Origin of the sequence: Fulvivirga imtechensis AK7 (assembly GCF_000331535.1) — a bacterium.
Classification (GTDB): domain Bacteria; phylum Bacteroidota; class Bacteroidia; order Cytophagales; family Cyclobacteriaceae; genus Fulvivirga; species Fulvivirga imtechensis.
This window is the reverse complement of record NZ_AMZN01000043.1, coordinates 42,617-61,933: the sequence shown is the minus strand read 5'-3', so window position 1 is coordinate 61,933 and position 19,317 is coordinate 42,617. Positions and strand designations below refer to the sequence as shown.

Here is a 19,317-nt window from a genome sequence, read left to right as displayed (position 1 = left end):
AAAAATGTTCCTCTTTATGGTGGCGGAATATAGATATTGATAAACCGATCCGCAAATTTTGGTATTTTTTGTTCAGAGTCAAAATCGTCCTTCGTGCAACGCCCAAAAGTTCAACTACTATATTGGCCCGTTGAGATCATAATTAGTATCTTACCACATGTCAACAGCATGACACATCAAATGATTTGTTAAACGTTTGACAGCACATGACCGTTGAAACAATCATCTTTATCTTTTAGATCTCTAAATGAAGCACATTGTCATCATAGGAAATGGTATTGCAGGCACTACTGCCGCCAGACACATTCGCAAGAATAGTGATTATGATATTACTTTAATCTCTGCCGAATCGAAACATTTCTGGTCGCGAACTGCACTCATGTATATTTATATGGGGCATATGAAGTATCATCATACCAAACCTTATGAAGATCGGTTTTGGAAAAAGAACAGGATCAATCTTATTCATGATTATGTAGAAAAGATAGATACCAAGCAAAAGCAGGTAACTCTGGCCTCATCACCCCCTCTCCGATATGATGTGTTGATCATAGCCACCGGAGCAAAACCTAATAAATTCGGATGGCCGGGTCAGGAACTGGAGGGAGTGACGGGTATGGTAAGCCTGCAGGACCTGGACCGGATAGAACGATACACACAGGGAATTGCCCGTGGTGTAGTAGTGGGGGGTGGCCTGATCGGAATAGAGCTGTCGGAAATGCTTCATTCCAGGAACATACCGGTGACCTTCCTTGTTCGGGAAAAGCAGTTCTGGAATAATGTGCTGCCCGAACAGGAGGCTTCCATGATCAGCAGACATATACGTGAGCACCATATTGACCTGAAACTGGAAACTGAGCTAAAGGAAATCCTGCCAGATAAAAATGGACGTGTACGTGCTGTTGTAACAAATACGGGAGAAGAAATAGCATGTCAGTTTGTAGGGTTAACTGCGGGAGTACACCCCAATACAGACCTGGTGAAAAGTACAGCCATAGAAACCAACCGGGGTGTGCTGGTGAATGAATTCCTGGAAACCAATATTCCGGATGTATATGCTATCGGTGATTGTGCAGAACGTAGAAAAGCTATTGCAGGCAGGACAGCCATAGAGCAAGTGTGGTATACAGGTCGAATGATGGGAGAAACTGTTGCACAAACCATCTGCGGCAACAAAATAGCCTACCACCCCGGCCCATGGTTTAACTCAGCCAAGTTTTTTGATATAGAGTATCAGACGTATGGAAATGTTAAGCCTCAGCTTGGCGCTAACGAAGACGAATTTTACTGGGAACACTCCTCTGGTAAACTGGCCATGCATTTTGTATTTGACAAAAATGAACAGACTTTTTTTGGTATTAACACCTTTGGTATTCGCCTGAAGCATGAGTGCTTTGATCAATGGCTCAAGGAAAAGGTAGATATCGGACACATAATCTCCCATCTCAGGGAAGCTAATTTTGACCCTGAATTTTTTAAGAATCATGAAAAAGATGTAATCCAGGCATTTTCCGGTCAATACCCGGAAATACGGGTTGCATCAAGGCAGCGAAGGAAAACATTAGGTATTTTTTAACAAGATCTTATGAAAGCAAGTCTATTTCAAAAAGCAGGTATGGGCATTTTTATTATTTCTTCAGCCCTGCTTATAGTGTTATTATTTTTAAACAAGTATCGACTCACAGACGCAGCTTTGGAGCGGGCTGTAACTGATCCTTCAGAGCGCAAAATGCTCGGCACAGCGCTGTCTCCCATGAAAGGTATTGCGTACCAGTCAGGCTATACCTTTAATGAAAATATCGAAGAGTATCTTGAAAGGGAAAACCAGCACATCAGTTCAAAATTCGAAATAACAGATATGGATATCGGCAATGTGATCTCTCAATTCCCCGGTCAGGACATACAATATAGTAATGAAAAGATCACTAATGCCTTCGATACCACAGAAACAGGCCGGTTTAAGGCTCGAAAACTGAAGGATTATACAAGTTGGATGAATGAGCGACAATATGAGAGTGAACAAGGCCTGAGAGAGCAGCTTGAAAATACGCGCCAAAACATTAACACCAGTATTATTAATGATCAGGGGTTTAGCGATTATAAGATCAAGGCGCTTAAACTGGCGCTCACCCGCCATTCCAGTTTTGGGCCTGTTTCTGAAAACACCACATTATGGCTTGTTCTCACTATTGGGCTGGGTATACTTGGGGCGCTTATTTTCATATTGCCAAAGTTGAAGCTTTTACCCGGCATCAAAAATGATCATGTATTTCATAGCGCCAACACAGGCAGAGGGTGGATAGGATATATTACCGGAACGCTACTTATTGGCTTTTATGTAATACTATACTGGTATCCTGAATACATGACAAGCTGGATGCTCCTGGTTGATCCGATAAGTAAAGTGCTTAACGGCCATGAGGCCAGCCAATGGTTCTTCTACGGTTTTCTTTACACGCTGGCAATTGGCGTAATGGGCGTAAGGATGATCATCAAATACAGGCACAGTAAATATCATATTATCAGAACGTTGTCTGTCATATTTTTTCAGGTGGCCTTTGCTTTCCTGATACCCGAAATACTGATCCGCCTCAACCAACCGAGCATGGACCTGAAAAATATCTGGCCGCTAAATTATACTTTTTTCTTCGACTATAATCTTAGCACGCTAACCAGTAGCGGCACAATCGGCATCGCCATGCTCGTCTGGGGAATTATTCTCATTATCATCGGGGTGCCTGTGATCACCTATTTCTACGGCAAGCGCTGGTATTGCTCCTGGGTATGCGGGTGTGGTGGCCTGGCAGAAACTTTAGGTGACCCATATCGCCAGTTATCCGATAAGTCACTAAAAGCCTGGCAAATCGAAAGATGGATGGTACATGGCATACTGGTATTTTCCGTGATAATGACCATTGGAGTGTTGTACACCTACTTCACGGGCAGTAGCATGCTGCTGGGCATCAACACCTATGACATTCGTTCCGTATATGGATTTCTAATCGGGGCCGCCTTTGCCGGAGTGGTTGGGGTTGGTTTTTATCCTTTTATGGGTAACCGGGTGTGGTGCAGGTTTGGTTGTCCGTTAGCTGCTTATTTGGGTATTGTCCAGCGCTTTAAATCACGATTCAGGATCACAACAAATGGTGGCCAGTGCATCAGTTGCGGCAATTGCTCTACATATTGCGAAATGGGTATCGATGTGCGGTGGTATGCGCAAAGAGGTCAAAATATTATTCGTGCATCATGTGTTGGTTGTGGTGTATGCTCATCGGTGTGTCCCAGAGGTGTTCTCAAGCTTGAGAATAAAGATCCAAAGGGAAGGTTTGGCGAACCCATCCTTATCGGCAATGACAGTGCTACGATAAGATCATAGGTGTAGCTCCATGAATAGTTAATCAGGTGAAGGTTTCCAAACTAACCTGTGATACTCGAACATGGAAACCTCACCTGACAACATTATTTTTCAATGACCTTAATAAGCATGCCCTGAGTGACACGATCATTTAACTCCATACCATTGAGTACTGCCAATTCATTCATCTGGTTGTTACCGGCACCTAATTGTTTCAACGCATCTTCTAACGTCCCGGTTTGATTAACGGTCTTTATCCTTATCCTTGCAGGTTCCACATCTATTTTAGAACGATCAGTCAGCCTGCTAAACTCTCCCATTGTTGCCCTGAAAGTGGAACTGTAACTACTGAAGTTATTGAGGAGTGTTACCCCAATAAAATTATAGATCCTGTCATCGTCTTCGATAACATATGTTAAGGTGCGAATGGTTTGGTCCTGCTGCTGATCCGCCACCATGACTATTGCCGGAAAACCATTGACATTTACTTTATTGGATTCGACCAGGCTCAATTGATAGTTTTTCAGAACTGCCTCTGCAGCAGCCTCAAGTGTGCGCTCACCAGATAGTGTCAGCATCATCAATGCTTCTCCGTTATCAGGTGCCATTTGTACCTGCTGTGGAGTATTTTGAATGTTCCAACCCCGAGGGATGGGGTACTGAAACTTCATTACAGGATGATAAAAAACATTGTTCTCAACATAACCCTGCCTGGGGTCTTCACCATATACGATACCATCGATCATCCGAAGGTAGCTATCCCTGTTTTCGGCCGGATTAGTTATATTCAGTTTTTTCTGCCATTGAGTTGCCAGTTGATTAACGGTTTTAAACCTATCCTGTGGATTTGGGTGCGTAGACAAAAAATCAGGTATGCTTTCCTGGCCTGATTGTTCCTGCTTACGCTGTAAAGTATTGAAGAAGCCAGCCATTTCGTGTGCGTCATAACCTATTTTGGTAGAATACTCCACGCCAAGCTTATCGGATTGCCGTTCAGCATCCCTGCCAAACTTCAGGAATAATAGTCCGACCCCTGTTTGTGCAACATCGGCAAACTGTCGAAATTTTTCAGAAGCTATAGATCCCACTGCCAGTCCCAGTTGGGCAGCCATCGCTTTGCTATATTGTTTTGCAGAATGGCGAGCAGCTATGTGCCCGATCTCATGACCCAATACCCCCGCAAACTCTGCTTCATTGTTGAAATGAGCCATGATGCCTCTTGTAAAATAAACATATCCACCCGGTACAGCAAAGGCATTGATAACGGGTGAGTCAACTATCTTAAATTCATATTCCAGCTCATTTCTATGCGATATTTTCACCATCTCCTGGCCTTTCTGATCAATAAACCGTTGAAGCTGTGGTGACTCATAAAGTCCAAAAAACTGTACAATATCGGGATCTGCCTCTCTGCCCATTGCTATCTCCTGCTGTGTAGAAAGTAGCATAAAGTCCTTTTTACCTGTAACAGGATTGGTAGCGCAAGACTTCAGCAGCAATAATACGAGTACTAAAAGCGGATAAGTTATATAGCGCAAATTCATGGTACATCATTTAATTTACAAGATCGCATGACCTTGTGCGTTGTGGGTTGATAAAACATGAACACGTAGATCATGCCTTATAAAGTGACCCTTCAAATGATATACCATATTGATTAAGAGACAAATAGCGGGTTTTATCAGGAATCAAAGCTTCCATTAGTACACATAATGCGCAATTATTTCAACATCAGCAGATACAAGGTTTTAAGATCCAATTTTTTCGCTGATATAACTCTTGAGGTATTGAACAGAAAAGGGCTTTTTGATATAGCCGTCTGCATTGAGGTCTGAAGCTATGGTTTTGATTTTTTCATTGGCTGAAAATAAAATTATAGGTATTGAAGCCGTATCTGGGCTTTTTTTTAGCTCTGACAGGGCCGCTTCACCTCCTATCTTTGGTATCCACAGATCCATAAGCACCAGATCGGGCTGTTGTTCAGCTATCAAATGTCTGGCGCTGCTAATCTCAGGAGCGGTTTTTATATGATAATTCTTTATCAGAATGAAAGTACAAAGTTCGAGTATGTCCTTATCATCATCACAAATCAAGATTGTCTTCTTCATTTCAAAATAGGTAATTTTACATAAAACTTACTCCCGGGATTTTCATGGTCTGTGACCCCTATTTCGCCCTTGTGTTGGCTGATTATTTGCTTCGAGATATATAACCCAATTCCCAAACCGGAAGTATAGTCGTGGCTTTGGTTTAAGCGATAAAAACGTTCAAATATTTTGGAGCGATATTGTGGCTGAATACCTGGTCCAAAGTCAACAACTTCAAAAACAGCATGTCCGTTTTCCCTGTAAGTGTTGATCAGCACCTTATCTGCACCGTTCGAATATTTGATAGCATTCCCGATCAGATTAACCATCACCTGCTCCAGCCGATTTGCATCTCCTTCAATTTGTGCATTTGCTTTTCCTTCAAAGATTATTTCGTGATTATTGGTCAGCGGGCGGGCATTATCGACCGCCTGTGCCACAAGCTTATCAAAATCGAGTTTCGAGATACTGAATTTAAGCTTGCCGGTTTGTATCCTGGTTACGTCCAGGAGGTCTGAAACAAGGGAGTTGATCCTTTGCAAGCCTGCGGAAGCCTTCTGAGTATACAGCCTGGCCGTTTCGACATCGCTTTCTTTTAATACTTCCTCCAAAAGTTCAATGTATGCCTTTACTGTGGTGAGAGGAGTTTTAAGTTCATGACTTGCAATACTCATAAACTCATCTTTTTTCTCTTCAATCGTCTTCTGCTCGTGAATGTCTGTCGCAGTGCATATCCACACTACGAGATCTCCTTTTTCGTTAATCAGTGGCGAATTCCTTATCAGGTGCCAGCGATAAACACCCTGACTATCACGCAACCTGTATTGCTTACGGTGTTCTTCTTTTGCATTCAGGGCCTCGATCCCACCCACAGCATCAGATTGGATATCATCTTCATGAACATACTCCGAAAGCTCCAGATCTTTAACTTCGCCCTCATAACAAAGGTATGATCTCATCGTCTGGTTGATATAGGAAATAAAGCCTTCAGGATCAACAGTCCATATCTTCTGGGCCATAGACTCCGCCAGAGTGCTGAAAAATTGCGCACTGTTCTCGGCTTTTTTTCTATCCCTGACATGTTCAGTAACGTCAACAGCGTAAATAATTATGTCCGGATCATCTTCGTCTGAATACTTCAAAGGAGCATATGTAAAATTAAAATACCGGGTTTTTTCATTTCCGCTACCATCATAATCCATGGTGACAGTTGCCTCTGTCTCATGAAAAGGTTTACCGCTACTCCGCACTTCGCTGAGCAGGTCAATAAAACCCTGGGCGGCAAGCTCCGGCATAACACTGGTCACCGAATGGCCTTCCAGCTCACGTTTAGGAAATAATGCCTGATATGCCGGATTGACAAATTCAAATATAAAATCCTCTCCCCTCAAAACTGCAATATGATCTGGTGATGTAACAGAGAGCTTTTCCCACATCTGCTTTTGCCTCGAAAGCTTTTGGGTGGTGAGCCTCAGATCAACATATGCATTTTCTAATTCCTCATTGGTAGCCTGAAGCTCTTCATTGGAAGTTTCAAGTTCTTCATTGGATGCCTGGAGTTCTTCATTGGATGATTGCAGCTCCTCGTTAAGCGCCTGAAGCTCTTCGTTTGTAGTTTCCAACTCCTCCACCAATGTATTCATGTGTTGCTTATTGCTGATGAGCTCATATTCCAGTTCCTGGTTACGCTGAGACTCGATCAAAGTCTTGTTATCCGCATCATTTCCAATAAAAAATGGTTCCACAGCATCTAAAGATTCGAATATAACCATAAAATAGGGATGACCCGGTTTTGCATAGATCAATGGTTTTACCATTATCCTTACCAAATGGCTCTCCCCCTTGTCTTCATATCGTCTTATCCCCCCCTGCTCAATTTTCATGGATTTTATTGCCTGCATTACCAGTGCCCGAACCTCAATTTGCAGGTCTTCCACTATTAACCTCAGCAGGTTCATATTTGCCAGGCCTGATTTAATCTTCAGAAAACTATTTGTATCGCCTGAAACTTCCACAATATCAAGGTTCTCGTCTATTACTACATATGGATATTCAAATGTATTGTAGAGTGTTTCCTTGACCATCTCATGGATGGATAGCGACTCATTCTTTAGGTTAAGTTTGGAAGGCACCTTCTTATCCATTACCAATGGCTTGGTAGCCGGAAGTCTCAAAGGTTTTAAAGGGCCTCTGTCTTTCCTGGAGAAGATGCGATACTTGGCATTTAAAGTGCTGAAAATATTCTTATAGTGACCAACGGTTTCTGATTTTCCCAGAAATAAAATACCGCCGGGTAACAGGGAATATTGAAAAATGGGAAAAATATGATTTTGAAGCCGTTGATTAAAATAAATAAAGAGATTGCGACAACTGATCATATCCAGTCGTAAAAAGGGCGGATTGCTGGTTAGGTCATGCTTGGTATAAAGGATCGTTTGCTTCAGGTCACGAGATACCTCGTATTCCTTATCATTCTTATCGAAATATTTTTGTACCAGTTCTTTTGGGATTACCTCGACCTTATCCTTACTATAAATGCCCATTCGCGCCACTTTTAAAGCCCTGATATTAATGTCAGTGGCAAATATCTGTGCCTTAATATCGTAGCGGCCGGTCTCTGCGATTAGCTCATTGATCAGTATAGCAATGCTCACACTTTCTTCACCTGTAGCGCATCCGGGCACCCACACCCTTAGTTTGGAACGCCCCGGCTTCTGTTTAATAAGCTCCTTAAGCTCTAATTTTAGTGCATCAAATGCTTCGGTATCTCTAAAAAAGGATGTGACGCCTATAAGAAGGTATTTAAAGAACTCTTCAAGTTCATCGTCATTATTTCTGATATACTTAAGATATGCCTCAACTGAGTTGAATTTTTTATCGTGCAGCCGTTTTTCCAACCTCCGTATGATGGTAGACTCTTTATAATTGGAAAAGTCTGTGCCCATTTTTGCCTCAAGGAGGTCCAGAATGGTATTGATATCATCGCTGGATCCATAATGTTCTTCATTGTCGTGCACTTTTTCTTCGCTAGAGATAATATCAGCCCGGTTGTAAATCATCGAAACCAAATTTTCACCGATCTCGCGGGGCGATAAAACCAGATCTACCATACCAGTGCTAATGGCAGCATGAGGCATTCCTGTATATTTGCAACTCTCAAGATCCTGGCATAAAGTCAGGCCTCCGGCCTTTCGCAGTTCTATGATACCCTTACTTCCGTCTTTCCCTGTTCCTGACAGAACAACTCCTACGGCCCTTTTACCATATTCCCGGGCCATGGATTTAAAGAGCCTGTCTATATTAGGACGCGGTCCGCCAGCAGACGACTCCATAATTTCGAGGTGCCGCCCTTTCACGATGGCATCACAATTCGGTGGCGTTACATAAATGTGGTTGGGTTCCAGCTCCACCCCATCGGTGATGGCGGTAGCCGGAAGCAGGGTCTTACGGCTGATAATTTCAGCCAGCATACTCTTATATTCAGGGCTAAGATGTTGTGCAACAATTATAGCCGTATTGTCAATATTTTCAGGCAATGAGTCCACCAACTCTTGTAGCGGAGTCAATCCTCCTGCTGAAGCACCGATAGCCACGATGTATTCAACAGAGTTCACTTTACTCAACTTCATCACAATTTTTGTTCTTCTTCTAAACCGTAAACCAAGGGGAATTGTTAGCGAAATATTTAATTAGTGTCTCTAAGAAAACGCCAATGTCTGCGTTGCGCTTGCCCCAAAAATGCTCTCGTACCCCAGTACGCTCCGCTTTTTGGCACTTCGCAAGCCTTGACCTTGACGTTTTCTTAAAGCCACCTAGAGTTTTCTTACAATCACTAATTATCAGTAATAAAGGGAGCAGCAAATGCCTTCATGCGGTCTTTTCAGGTAGACAAAATGATAGCCTCAGGGTGGCTTCAAGCTGCAGAAAACCGTCCCTAACCAACCCGGCAGTGGATACACAACTGACTTTTGACTTCGATCTTCGAGCTATTCTCAATACTCAATACTAAATATAATCTGTATATTTAACGGAAGAAACCAACAATTGACGACCTATGGGAAAAATAGTAGTTGTAGCCTACAGGGCAAAGGAGGGGAAAGAGCAGGCGCTCAAAGAAGTTATTAAAGACCACATTCCCGTGCTGGCAAAAGAAGATCTGATAACCGATCGCGAGCCTATCGTAATGCAAGCCGCTGACGGATCAGTCATTGAGGTGTTTGAGTGGAAATCGGCAGAAGCTATTGAACAGGCCCATGGCAATCCGGCTGTGCAGAAATTATGGGAGCGATTCTATGAGGTTTGTGAGTTTGAAAAACCGGTAAACATTGATGAGTTCCATGAGCTTTTCTCTGAATTTGAGGCAATAAATTGAGCTGTACATGAATGTATGGCCACCGGATGGCCCTGAATCCAACCGATGACCTGAAGAAGTTAAAACCTTCTTCCTAAACCAACTCTTTGATCTTAGCGCGACCCATAACCAGCCTGAGTGAGGTTATTAAGACCTCAACTTATCGCATTGCTTACCTCCTGGGCAAGACCTGGATATTTACCATTGGTTATGTTTAGTGACCGGAATTGATCCAAGGTTACCAATACCAGCTTAATAAAAGATGCTAACCCATTGAGATATGATTTCCTCAATGCGCTTTTTTTTCATATCGCTTCTGTTGCAGAACGGAAAAATCAATTGCTATTCGAGCGAACCAAGGCGAAAAAATCGTCCATCCATTGTCCATAATCATCCATTTCATAGACAGTACAGTAGCCGCAGCTTTGTAAAGTCGATTTTGACATAAAATTTAAATTATTAAAGATCATGCAAAGAATAGCAGCGCTTAACCCTGATACTACCTCAGGAAAATCAAAAGAACTTTTTAATGCTGTAGAGGCAAAACTGGGCATTGTGCCTAATATGATGCGTACCATGGGAAATTCTCCCGCGGTATTGAATGGATACCTTTCCTTCAGTGGAGCGCTGGGAAGCAGCGCCATCGGAGCAAAATTGGGAGAACTGATTGCGCTTACAGTAGCCAACACAAATGGCTGCGAGTATTGTAATGCTGCACACAGCTACATTGGCGAAAAATTAATCAAACTGGACAGCGAATCAATAGCCGCGGCAAGAGAGGGTAAAGCCAGTGATCCTAAAACAGAGGCAGCACTGAAATTTTCAAGAACACTGATTGAAAAGAAGGGAAAGGTAAGCTACGATGATATTCTTGTGGTAAAAGATGCCGGTTTCAGCGATGCCGAAGTAACGGAGATCATTGCTCATACGGCATTGAATATCTTCACTAACTATTTCAATAATGCAACCGGAGTAGTGGTGGATTTTCCTCAGGTTGCCCTGGTAGAAGCTGCTGAAGTTTAAATTTTCGTATGACTACAAAATTCAATGAACATGAAAAAAATAACAATGCATGTTGTGGCTTTACTGATCACACAGATAAGCCTGGCACAGGTAGCCCCGGTAGATGAGAATAATCTGGCTGTTGGCGGATATGATGTAGTAGCTTATTTTTCCGGTAAGGCTACTAAAGGAAAAGCGGCCGTAAGCGTTGTCCATAAAGGCGCCACCTATCACTTTTCATCGAAAGAAAACAAAGCTGCTTTTCGTAAAAATCCGGAAGCCTATTTGCCACAATATGGTGGCTATTGCGCCTGGGGCGTAGCAGAAAAAAGCAGCAAATTCCCAGTAGATCCGGAGACTTTTAAAGTGCTGGATGGAAAACTGTATCTGTTTTTCAATGGCCCGTTTAACGGCAGCACTTTTAACTCACTGGAGCCATGGAATGCCAACGAGGCTGAGCTGTTAACTAAGGCTGACAACAACTGGCCCAAGATACGATGATACAAATCAAACTTGTAAGTACCCGGAAGCACATGTCCGGGTACTTGCAATTTCAAACAAATCATTTAACTAAACTTGCATTACAAAATGAACGAAATAAAATATCCCGTTCCACCATTCACGATTGAAACTGCCAGGCAAAAAGTACAGGCAGCCGAAGATGCATGGAACACAAAAGACGCTGAAAGAGTCAGCCTGGCCTACACAATAGATACGGAATGGCGGAATCGATCCGAATTTCTGAATGGAAGAGAAGAAGTAAGGCAATTTCTGAAAAGGAAATGGGAAAAGGAACTCAATTATAAGTTAAAAAAAGAACTTTGGAGTTTTACGGAAGACCGCATAGCTGTGCGGTTTGAATATGAATGGCGCAGTGAAAAAAATCAATGGTTTCGCAGCTATGGAAATGAAATGTGGGAATTTGACCAATACGGACTAATGAAGAAGCGATACGCTAGCATCAATGATGTATCTATTGAAGACAAAGATCGTAAGTTCAAATAAAATATGGCGTCACCATCAGTACATACACTCATCAATCCGCAAAGTGGCCATCTAGCTTTCAAGATCTTCACATTTGAAGGCGATAGTCAGTATGATCATATTCAACGGTTGAACTACTTTTCCATGATCATAATCACCAGGGGAAGCGCCAAATTGAAGGCAGACTTTACAGATTACAGTGTCAACGCCCCTGCGCTTTTGAGCTTTTCTCCGTATCAGCCCTTTATGCTTACGCAGGAGGAGCCATTAACCGGCATTACCATTAATTTTCACCCCGATTTCTTCTGCATTCACAAGCATCATAAGGAAGTATCATGCAGTGGCGTATTGTTTAATAATATTTATGACCCTCCTTTTATTCAATTGGCGGTCGGTGAGCAGCAAAATCTACTTTCACTGGTCGAACAAATGTGCATTGAAATGCAGCAGGCAGCACTGGCACAGTATGAATTACTTGTATCGTACCTGAAAATATTCCTCATCACCGCTTCTCGACTGAAAGTGTTGCAACATCCGGAAGCACAAACGGCAATAGAAGGGACAGAGCCTTTCATTCTCCAAAACCTGAAAGATGCCATTGAGGAACACTACCGCACCAAGCACTCAGCAAGTGACTACGCCAATCTGTTAAACATATCAGCCAATGCTCTCGCCAAGATTACCAAATCCTACTTTAATAAAACACTGACTGCATTGATCGCGGAACGTATTGTAATAGAGGCCAAAAGAGAACTCTATCTTACCTCAAAGGCGGTAAAACAGATAGCATACGAACTGGGCTTTAACGATGAATACTACTTCAGCCGTTTTTTTAAGAATAATGCCAACGTATCTCCCCAGGTATACCGCGAAACTGTTGGTTTTGCCAAGGGGTAGAAGGGTACTGAGTTCTTCGTATTTCAGGAGATCAGATCATTTTTCTGAAGGCCGCCTAAAATGAAGAAAAGTTGGCAACCGGCAGAAGCAGTAGGCAAGTAACAGACATAAACTTCAGGCTTCCGAATTTGAACTGAAGCATTCATGTCTCACATCTCACATCTCACATCTCACATCTATTACAAAAAAAGGCCATGCCTCGCGGCACAGCCTTTAATTATTACTAAACAAGGGACTCTTTTATTTCTTATCTCCTTTATCCTTACCGGAACTTCTTCCAGAGCTAGGTTTGGAGATAGATTCTCTCATCTCAGTATCTGCTTTTATATTTTCCATTTTGTAGTAGTCCATGATACCAAGATTACCACTTCTAAAAGCCTCCGCCATAGCTTTTGGTACTTCAGCTTCAGCCTCTATCACTTTAGCACGAGCTTCCTGTGCCTTAGCTTTCATCTCCTGCTCATGGGCAACCGCCATGGCTCTTCTTTCTTCTGCTTTTGCCTCAGCGACTTTCAGGTCGGCAGATGCCTGATCCGTTTGTAATTTCGCTCCGATGTTGGTCCCTACATCCACATCAGCAATATCAATGGACAGGATCTCGAAAGCAGTACCGGCATCGAGACCACGCTGCAGTACAAGTTTTGATATCTTATCAGGATTTTCCAATACATTCTTATGCGAATCTGCAGAACCAATGGAAGTAACAATACCTTCGCCAACCCTGGCAAGAATGGTATCTTCACCGGCGCCACCGACAAGCTGTTGGATATTAGCGCGAACTGTCACCCTGGCGATGGCAATCAACTGAATACCGTCAGCGGCCACAGCAGCTACTTTAGGTGTTGTGATCACCTTGGGATTTACCGATATCTGTACAGCTTCAAAAACATCCCTTCCGGCAAGGTCAATGGCGGTAGCCTGTTTAAATGAAAGATTGATGTTGGCTTTATCAGCAGAAATCAGGGCTTTAATTACTGATGGCACATGTCCACCGGCCAGGTAGTGGGTTTCGAGTTCCTTGGTAGTTACTGTAAGACCTGCTTTGGTCGCGGTGATCAGCGAGTTTACAATTACTCCGGGAGGCACTTTTCTTATCCTCATAAACATCAGTTCAAAAAGACCTACTTTTACATTGGAAAAGCGCGCTGTAATCCAAAGCCCGACAGGGATGAAATACAGAAAAATAAAGAACGCTACGATTCCCAGCAAAATAATTAATACGAGACCTATTCCTTCCATGGTTAATTTATTGGTTCTACAAAAATACTGTTATTACTGATTTTAATGATTTTCACTTTCGTGCCGCTGTCGATATAGTTGCCAATCGACCTTACTTCAAATTCTCCCTGTTCAAACTCCGCTTTACCAAATGGCCTCAGGGTAGACATAGCTATTCCTTCATCACCGATCTGCAGCATACTGTTACGGCCTTCATTCACTTTGCTCTGTATGGTATCCTTTAAAGAAAACCTGTCCCAGGCATTTTTTCTAAAGCTATAGTACAGCGCCACCCCAAACAAAATAGCAGTGCCGGCGGCCATCCACCAGCCAACCTCGCTGCCAAAATACACAAAGCTTAAGTATATTCCGAAAATAGTGGCAATTAATCCCAGTATACCGACTATTGTAGTGCCGGGAACAAAAATGATCTCTATCACGATCAGAGCAAGTCCTGCGACAATAAGTATTATCGCGGTAAACCATTCACCCATTATAATTGGAAATACTTAAAGGATAAAACTAATAAAAATTATGGCAGGCTCACGCTTTCCCATTGAGATTTTTTCATAGCCAGATAATTGCCGTTGTTTGGGTCGTAAATCAACTGATCATAGGCAATAGGAATAATGTCCACACCATTGAGGTCGACCAGACCATACTGACCAAAAAGCTTAACAATCGCATAGCCGTTGTTCAGGTCCTGCAGCTCTTCATATTTCACATTGATAATTATCCTCCCTGACTCATTGATCAGCCCTGTTTTATTGCCCTTTTTGGCTATAAAGCGACCATTATCCAGTCTCTCGATAGCATCAAAATCAAAGGGACACGCTGGTTTACCTTCAGGAGTGATCAGTCCGGAACCTTTATCATTAGACACCACCGCCAAGCCGTTCTTAAAAATTGCTTCTTTGTTGTAAAGTGGCTGTATCACCAGGCGCTCAAGTTTATCGATGAACCCCCACCGACCCATCAGCTTTACAGCCGCCAGCCCTTCGCTGAAAGAGCCTGCTTCATCATATCTATTAGCGATCCTCAGCCGGTTTTGAGCATCTATAAAACCATATTTACCATCAATCTTTGCTGCATAAAATCCTTCTGATGGCGCTCTTACCTCTTGATATCTGTCACTCGAAAAAGCCGGCTTCACCATCCTGCCCTGAAAGTCGATCTTCCAAATAGTTCCATCACTCAAGTGCTCCAATAAATAATTTTCCTTGATCTCCAAAGGATTTTCAGTAAAATAGATGGTCCCTTCGTCCAGGCTTTTCAAAGTAGTAAGTCTGCCATCATTGGTAACATAATATTGATCATTGATCACCCTAATCCGGGCTTTCTGCGGTAAAACTATCCAATCACCGGTTTTATCAACAATTCCAAATTCCCGATGGAAACCCACCGCGGACAACCCGTCAACAAATGGAGAGACTTCATCATAAACACAATGGATTACCTCCTCACCGGATCTGTCGATGAAGCCCCAATGCCCCTGGCGCTTCACGGGATAGAGATGACTGGTCCTTTTTCCTATCTCATCATAGTTATAGTGAGATTTCTTTACGCCCAATTCATCGTACATAGACCACATCAGCTTGCCATGGATCATTTCCCGGGTGTAGATCATGCCTTCACTTAAAAATACCGAATCAAACCGGGCAGGCATTAATACATTATATTGATCATCCATTACACCCCACCTTGAATCTATCCGGAAAGCAACAAAACCACTGTCAAACCCCTTGAGCTGATCATAATTTTTTGGGGTCAGGGCCTCAGCCTCAGTATTGATCAACCATGTTTTATCATTGGCTCTCACTTCAGTAAGACCCTTTCCATAAGGAAGCAACGCATCGTAGCGCATTCTTTTTAGCTCCTGGTTGTCGTTGCTGATCACATGCCATTGGTTAAAATCCAGGGCTTTTACACCGTCACCTGATACCTTGAAATCTTTGTATTTAACAGGCTGAAGTATAGCACCATCCAAATTGATCAACCCGCGAAGATGATTTTCATATGTAAGGGCATACCCATGCCTGAAATTACTGATGCTGTCTAATTCAAACCCTAATACCTGTTTCCCTTTATCATTAAAGATGGCAGTTTTGCCCTCACCATTCCTGACAGCAAACCGAAGGCTGCCCAGGAAAGAAATATCAGCGTATTGAGATGGGATAACCGTTTTGTTGTCGAAGTCCACTACTCCATACACATATTTACTCCCTTGCCTGGTAGAGACTATGGCACGCAGGTCTGTCAACCTTATTGAAGCATACTGAAAAGGAAGCACTTCTTTCCCTTCTATCGTTACGACCCCCATTAGATGACGATGGGAGGCCGGGTCTTTTATTCCGGCTATCAGCATATTTTTGGCTCCCGGGTAAAGCTGGCTAAAGCGATTAGCGATAATAATCTCATTTTGCAGGCTAATGACACCCCACTGACTGCCCTGCCTGTATCCTAACACATTATTGAATACTTCAAAGGGTCCTTTGCTCCATCCCAATTCATCGTAGCTGGCAGATATAAGTATATTCCCTTCATTATCTTTCAGCCCCTGCTTACCCTCCCGCTCAAATAATTGATAGTCTGCACTACCTGACGGGAAAGCTGTGAGGTCTGTAAAAAAAGAAGAAGAAAAAAATACAAAAATTAAAAGGTAAAAAATGTCTTTCATCCGCACGTTGGTCTTCAATCGCTAAAATAGCAATTTTTTAGGTGAATATTTAGTCATAATTTTTTTTCGGGCCACTATTGGTTATAAATTTGTCGTAGAAAAGATAATTCGAATCTATGCACATAGAGCAACTCTACACTAACTGCCTGGCCGAAGCCGCCTACTATATTGAATCGGAAGGTGAAGTCGCCATTATTGACCCGCTGCGAGAAACAAAACCTTATCTGCAAATAGCTGCTGAAAGAGGCGCAGAAATCAAATACATTTTCGAAACACATTTTCATGCTGATTTTGTTTCCGGTCACATAGATTTATCTCATCAAACCGGTGCAAAAATTATTTATGGCCCTAATGCCGATACCGACTATGAAATATACCAAGCCAAAGATGGTGAGGTTTTTCAGTTGGGAAAGATCACGCTACAGGCGCTGCATACCCCTGGACACACTCCGGAATCTACCTGCTACCTGCTAAAAGATGAGCAGGGCAAGGACTACGCCATTTTTACGGGAGACACGTTATTTGTGGGAGATGTAGGCAGGCCTGACCTGCTGGATGGTGTGATGACCAAGGAGGAGCTTGCGGGCATGATGTATGATTCGCTGAACAGCAAGATCAAACCGTTGGCTGACAACGTAATTGTATATCCCGCTCATGGACCCGGGTCTGCCTGTGGCAAGAATATAGGAAAAGAAACCTTTTCCACTATCGGAGTTCAAAAAAAGATGAACTATGCTCTTCAGGATATGAGCAAAGAGGAATTCATTGATAAGGTGACTGATGGCATGCTGCCTCCGCCCAAGTACTTTTTCGAGGATGCCCGCATCAACAAGTCGGGATATCAACCTATTGAGACGGTTATCAGCAAAAACAAATCAGCGCTGGATACGGATAAATTTAAGCAGTACCTCAATGACGGAGCCCTGATTTTGGACACCAGAATGCCTGGTGACTTTGAAAAAGGATTTATAAAAGGCTCCATCAATATCGGTCTTAATGGTCAATACGCTGTTTGGGTAGGTACGCTGATCAACATCAATGATCCACTAATACTGGTAACAGAGCCTGGAAAAGAGGAAGAAGCTGTGCTCAGGCTGGCGAGGATCGGCTACGAAAATGTTAAAGGCTTCCTCAAAGGAGGGATTGAGGCATGGGTTGAACCTCTGGAAAGGATACAATCCATCGAACCGGAGAAAGTAGCTTCCCGGATCAAAAAAGGTAGTGTCGTTCTGGATGTTCGCAAGCACGGTGAATTTAATACTGCACACATCAAGGATGCTCTCTTCATTACTTTGGCGGAAATGCCTGATAACCTGTCAGGTTTGGATAAAGAAAAAGACTATCTGGTACACTGCGCCGGTGGCTACCGCTCCATGATAGCGGCCTCGATCATGAAAAAAGAAGGCTTTAAAAATCCGATTAATGTATATGGTGGTTTTGGAGCTATCCAGCAAACTAATATAGGTATTGAAAGCGAAGTTGTCGATGTTTGATGTTTCCTGTTTGGTGTTTGATGTTTGATGTTTGGTGTTTCGAGTTTCCTGTTTGTACGTGAACAGTGAATGGTGAAGTGCCTATGCTTCGGACTTCGGTCTTCGGACTTCCGTCTTCCATACATTCATCGGATGAGACTTGCTTTGAGAAGACACTCATCCGATGATACTTCAAATCTCGGACTTTCAACATCCTGCAAAACCGTACCAGTTCCGGGGCCCCGCTGCGAAGAACAGAAGTAACCCGACAACCCAACTGATAGTATGGCGAAGAAAAAAATCCGCACTCTTTGGATTTCTATAGCTTATGGAACAGGTCTACTCTGGTTAGCTCCCCTTTCTCAGGGGCCCCGGAACGGAATCCGGGGACTAGCATAGGATTTTTTGTGTTGCGACTACTTCCGACTCTCATACCTACCTCTGTGTCTCCTCCCGGAAGGAGAACAGTCTCATCTGTTGAAAAATTGATTACCGATCAATGTTTACTGCACCTACTCAATACTCACGACTACTTACTCAGGGCTCTACTTGCCTGCTGTCGATTGATTTGCTCATACCATGGGTTCCTGGCTAAGGCACTTTTTGATGTCTTTGTTGTTGCCAAATAACACTATGATATCGCCTTCCTTGAAAACGGTTTGCGGGCTTACTACACCCATCACTTGTCTTTTGGAGGAAGATTGACCGATAATATTTTTGGTTTTTTCCATTCTAATAATGGTTAGAATATTAAGATTAAACTCCTGTCTGAGGTTTGCTTCTTCTACTGTTTTACCAAAATACCTTTCAGGGATTTCCGTTTCAACAATGTTATAATCCTCTGATATTTCAAACGAATCTACCACTCCTTTGAGTTGAAGTCTTTTTGCCAGGCGCGAGGCTGACTCTTCTTCCGGTCGAATAATCTCTTCCACACCAATAGCTTCTATGACAGTATGATGCAGGTCGGAAATAGCTCTTCCGATTATCTTTTTAGCTCCCAATTGCTTCAATACAGCAGTCGACAATACAGAAGCACCGAAATCCTCTCCGATTGCCACAATAACGGCATCACTATCTTTTAATGGCAATGTTTCCATTGCAGCTTTATCACCTGAGTCTAGACAGATGGTATGGGTGACCCTATCTTTAAATTCGTTAACTTTTTTCATATCACTGTCAACAGCAATAACTTCAAAACCCATTTCGGTTAGTGCCATGGAAAGAGTTGATCCGAAGTTTCCCAAGCCTATTACTATGTACTTCATTTTAAG

General features: G+C 42.8%; 15 protein-coding genes. 8 read left to right on the top strand and 7 right to left on the bottom strand.

Annotated features, from left to right (window positions below; all coding sequences use genetic code 11):
- The first annotated feature begins 247 nt into the window (after positions 1–247).
- Both C900_RS12300 and C900_RS12295 read left to right on the top strand, forming a co-directional pair.
- Positions 248–1,576, top strand: a complete 1,329-nt coding sequence (locus C900_RS12300) for an NAD(P)/FAD-dependent oxidoreductase (protein ID WP_009580223.1) — start codon at positions 248–250, stop codon at positions 1,574–1,576.
- A 9-nt stretch (positions 1,577–1,585) separates the two neighbouring features.
- Positions 1,586–3,376 carry a 4Fe-4S binding protein gene (locus C900_RS12295; RefSeq protein WP_009580222.1) on the top strand — a complete coding sequence of 597 codons (1,791 nt, stop codon included), beginning with the start codon at positions 1,586–1,588 and terminating at the stop codon, positions 3,374–3,376.
- 83 nt (positions 3,377–3,459) lie between these two features.
- On the opposite strand, the gene C900_RS12290 is transcribed toward C900_RS12295, so the two are convergent.
- The 3 genes from C900_RS12290 to C900_RS12280 form a co-directional block, all read right to left on the bottom strand.
- Positions 3,460–4,899: a M48 family metalloprotease gene (locus tag C900_RS12290; protein ID WP_040496657.1), complete on the bottom strand. Its 1,440-nt coding sequence runs from the start codon at positions 4,897–4,899 to the stop codon at positions 3,460–3,462.
- Positions 4,900–5,103: 204 nt separating this feature from the next.
- Positions 5,104–5,463 carry a response regulator gene (locus C900_RS12285; RefSeq protein ID WP_009580220.1) on the bottom strand — a complete coding sequence of 120 codons (360 nt, stop codon included), beginning with the start codon at positions 5,461–5,463 and terminating at the stop codon, positions 5,104–5,106.
- Positions 5,460–9,071 carry a chemotaxis protein CheB gene (locus tag C900_RS12280; RefSeq protein ID WP_009580219.1) on the bottom strand — a complete coding sequence of 1,204 codons (3,612 nt, stop codon included), beginning with the start codon at positions 9,069–9,071 and terminating at the stop codon, positions 5,460–5,462. The genes C900_RS12285 and C900_RS12280 overlap by 4 nt, the downstream gene beginning before the upstream one ends.
- A gap of 425 nt (positions 9,072–9,496) precedes the next feature.
- Here C900_RS12280 and C900_RS12270 point away from each other — a divergent pair, with 425 nt between their 5' ends.
- The 5 genes from C900_RS12270 to C900_RS12250 all read left to right on the top strand — a co-directional run bounded on the left by C900_RS12270 (position 9,497) and on the right by C900_RS12250 (position 12,676).
- A complete protein-coding gene (locus tag C900_RS12270) occupies positions 9,497–9,814 on the top strand; it encodes a hypothetical protein (RefSeq protein ID WP_009580218.1) in 318 nt (105 codons plus the stop codon).
- Between the two features lie 447 nt (positions 9,815–10,261).
- Positions 10,262–10,816 (top strand): carboxymuconolactone decarboxylase family protein, encoded by a 555-nt coding sequence (locus C900_RS12265; protein ID WP_009580216.1) that lies wholly within the window; start codon positions 10,262–10,264, stop codon positions 10,814–10,816.
- A gap of 30 nt (positions 10,817–10,846) precedes the next feature.
- Positions 10,847–11,296 (top strand): YHS domain-containing (seleno)protein, encoded by a 450-nt coding sequence (locus C900_RS12260; protein WP_040496679.1) that lies wholly within the window; start codon positions 10,847–10,849, stop codon positions 11,294–11,296.
- 87 nt (positions 11,297–11,383) lie between these two features.
- On the top strand, positions 11,384–11,800 hold the full coding sequence (locus C900_RS12255) for a nuclear transport factor 2 family protein (protein WP_040496654.1): 417 nt from the start codon (positions 11,384–11,386) through the stop codon (positions 11,798–11,800).
- A 3-nt stretch (positions 11,801–11,803) separates the two neighbouring features.
- On the top strand, positions 11,804–12,676 hold the full coding sequence (locus C900_RS12250) for a helix-turn-helix domain-containing protein (protein WP_009580213.1): 873 nt from the start codon (positions 11,804–11,806) through the stop codon (positions 12,674–12,676).
- Positions 12,677–12,916: 240 nt separating this feature from the next.
- On the opposite strand, the gene floA is transcribed toward C900_RS12250, so the two are convergent.
- Genes floA through C900_RS12235 form a run of 3 tightly spaced genes read right to left on the bottom strand, consistent with a single transcriptional unit; the run spans position 12,917 to position 16,571 of the window.
- Positions 12,917–13,915 (bottom strand): flotillin-like protein FloA, encoded by a 999-nt coding sequence (gene floA, locus C900_RS12245; protein ID WP_009580211.1) that lies wholly within the window; start codon positions 13,913–13,915, stop codon positions 12,917–12,919.
- 2 nt (positions 13,916–13,917) lie between these two features.
- Positions 13,918–14,388, bottom strand: a complete 471-nt coding sequence (locus C900_RS12240) for an NfeD family protein (protein WP_009580210.1) — start codon at positions 14,386–14,388, stop codon at positions 13,918–13,920.
- Positions 14,389–14,426: 38 nt separating this feature from the next.
- Positions 14,427–16,571 carry a WG repeat-containing protein gene (locus tag C900_RS12235; RefSeq protein ID WP_009580209.1) on the bottom strand — a complete coding sequence of 715 codons (2,145 nt, stop codon included), beginning with the start codon at positions 16,569–16,571 and terminating at the stop codon, positions 14,427–14,429.
- 116 nt (positions 16,572–16,687) lie between these two features.
- Between C900_RS12235 and C900_RS12230 the strand changes: the two genes are divergently transcribed.
- Entirely contained in the window at positions 16,688–18,064 is a 1,377-nt protein-coding gene (locus tag C900_RS12230; RefSeq protein ID WP_009580208.1) for an MBL fold metallo-hydrolase, read from the top strand.
- Positions 18,065–18,615: 551 nt separating this feature from the next.
- Here the strand turns inward: C900_RS12230 and C900_RS12225 are convergent.
- A complete protein-coding gene (locus C900_RS12225) occupies positions 18,616–19,311 on the bottom strand; it encodes a potassium channel family protein (RefSeq protein WP_040496652.1) in 696 nt (231 codons plus the stop codon).
- Positions 19,312–19,317 lie beyond the last annotated feature (6 nt).

What these genes read in the sequence shown, in the direction of transcription:
- C900_RS12230 (WP_009580208.1), top strand. Translation starts at nt 16,688, where the DNA reads ATGCACATAGAGCAACTCTACACTAACTGCCTGGCCGAAGCCGCCTAC.
- C900_RS12295 (WP_009580222.1), top strand. Translation starts at nt 1,586, where the DNA reads ATGAAAGCAAGTCTATTTCAAAAAGCAGGTATGGGCATTTTTATTATT.
- C900_RS12240 (WP_009580210.1), bottom strand. Translation starts at nt 14,388, where the DNA reads ATGGGTGAATGGTTTACCGCGATAATACTTATTGTCGCAGGACTTGCT.
- C900_RS12290 (WP_040496657.1), bottom strand. Translation starts at nt 4,899, where the DNA reads ATGAATTTGCGCTATATAACTTATCCGCTTTTAGTACTCGTATTATTG.
- C900_RS12265 (WP_009580216.1), top strand. Translation starts at nt 10,262, where the DNA reads ATGCAAAGAATAGCAGCGCTTAACCCTGATACTACCTCAGGAAAATCA.
- C900_RS12255 (WP_040496654.1), top strand. Translation starts at nt 11,384, where the DNA reads ATGAACGAAATAAAATATCCCGTTCCACCATTCACGATTGAAACTGCC.
- C900_RS12235 (WP_009580209.1), bottom strand. Translation starts at nt 16,571, where the DNA reads ATGAAAGACATTTTTTACCTTTTAATTTTTGTATTTTTTTCTTCTTCT.
- C900_RS12225 (WP_040496652.1), bottom strand. Translation starts at nt 19,311, where the DNA reads ATGAAGTACATAGTAATAGGCTTGGGAAACTTCGGATCAACTCTTTCC.
- C900_RS12300 (WP_009580223.1), top strand. Translation starts at nt 248, where the DNA reads ATGAAGCACATTGTCATCATAGGAAATGGTATTGCAGGCACTACTGCC.
- C900_RS12285 (WP_009580220.1), bottom strand. Translation starts at nt 5,463, where the DNA reads ATGAAGAAGACAATCTTGATTTGTGATGATGATAAGGACATACTCGAA.
- C900_RS12270 (WP_009580218.1), top strand. Translation starts at nt 9,497, where the DNA reads ATGGGAAAAATAGTAGTTGTAGCCTACAGGGCAAAGGAGGGGAAAGAG.
- floA (WP_009580211.1), bottom strand. Translation starts at nt 13,915, where the DNA reads ATGGAAGGAATAGGTCTCGTATTAATTATTTTGCTGGGAATCGTAGCG.
- C900_RS12250 (WP_009580213.1), top strand. Translation starts at nt 11,804, where the DNA reads ATGGCGTCACCATCAGTACATACACTCATCAATCCGCAAAGTGGCCAT.
- C900_RS12280 (WP_009580219.1), bottom strand. Translation starts at nt 9,071, where the DNA reads ATGAAGTTGAGTAAAGTGAACTCTGTTGAATACATCGTGGCTATCGGT.
- C900_RS12260 (WP_040496679.1), top strand. Translation starts at nt 10,847, where the DNA reads ATGAAAAAAATAACAATGCATGTTGTGGCTTTACTGATCACACAGATA.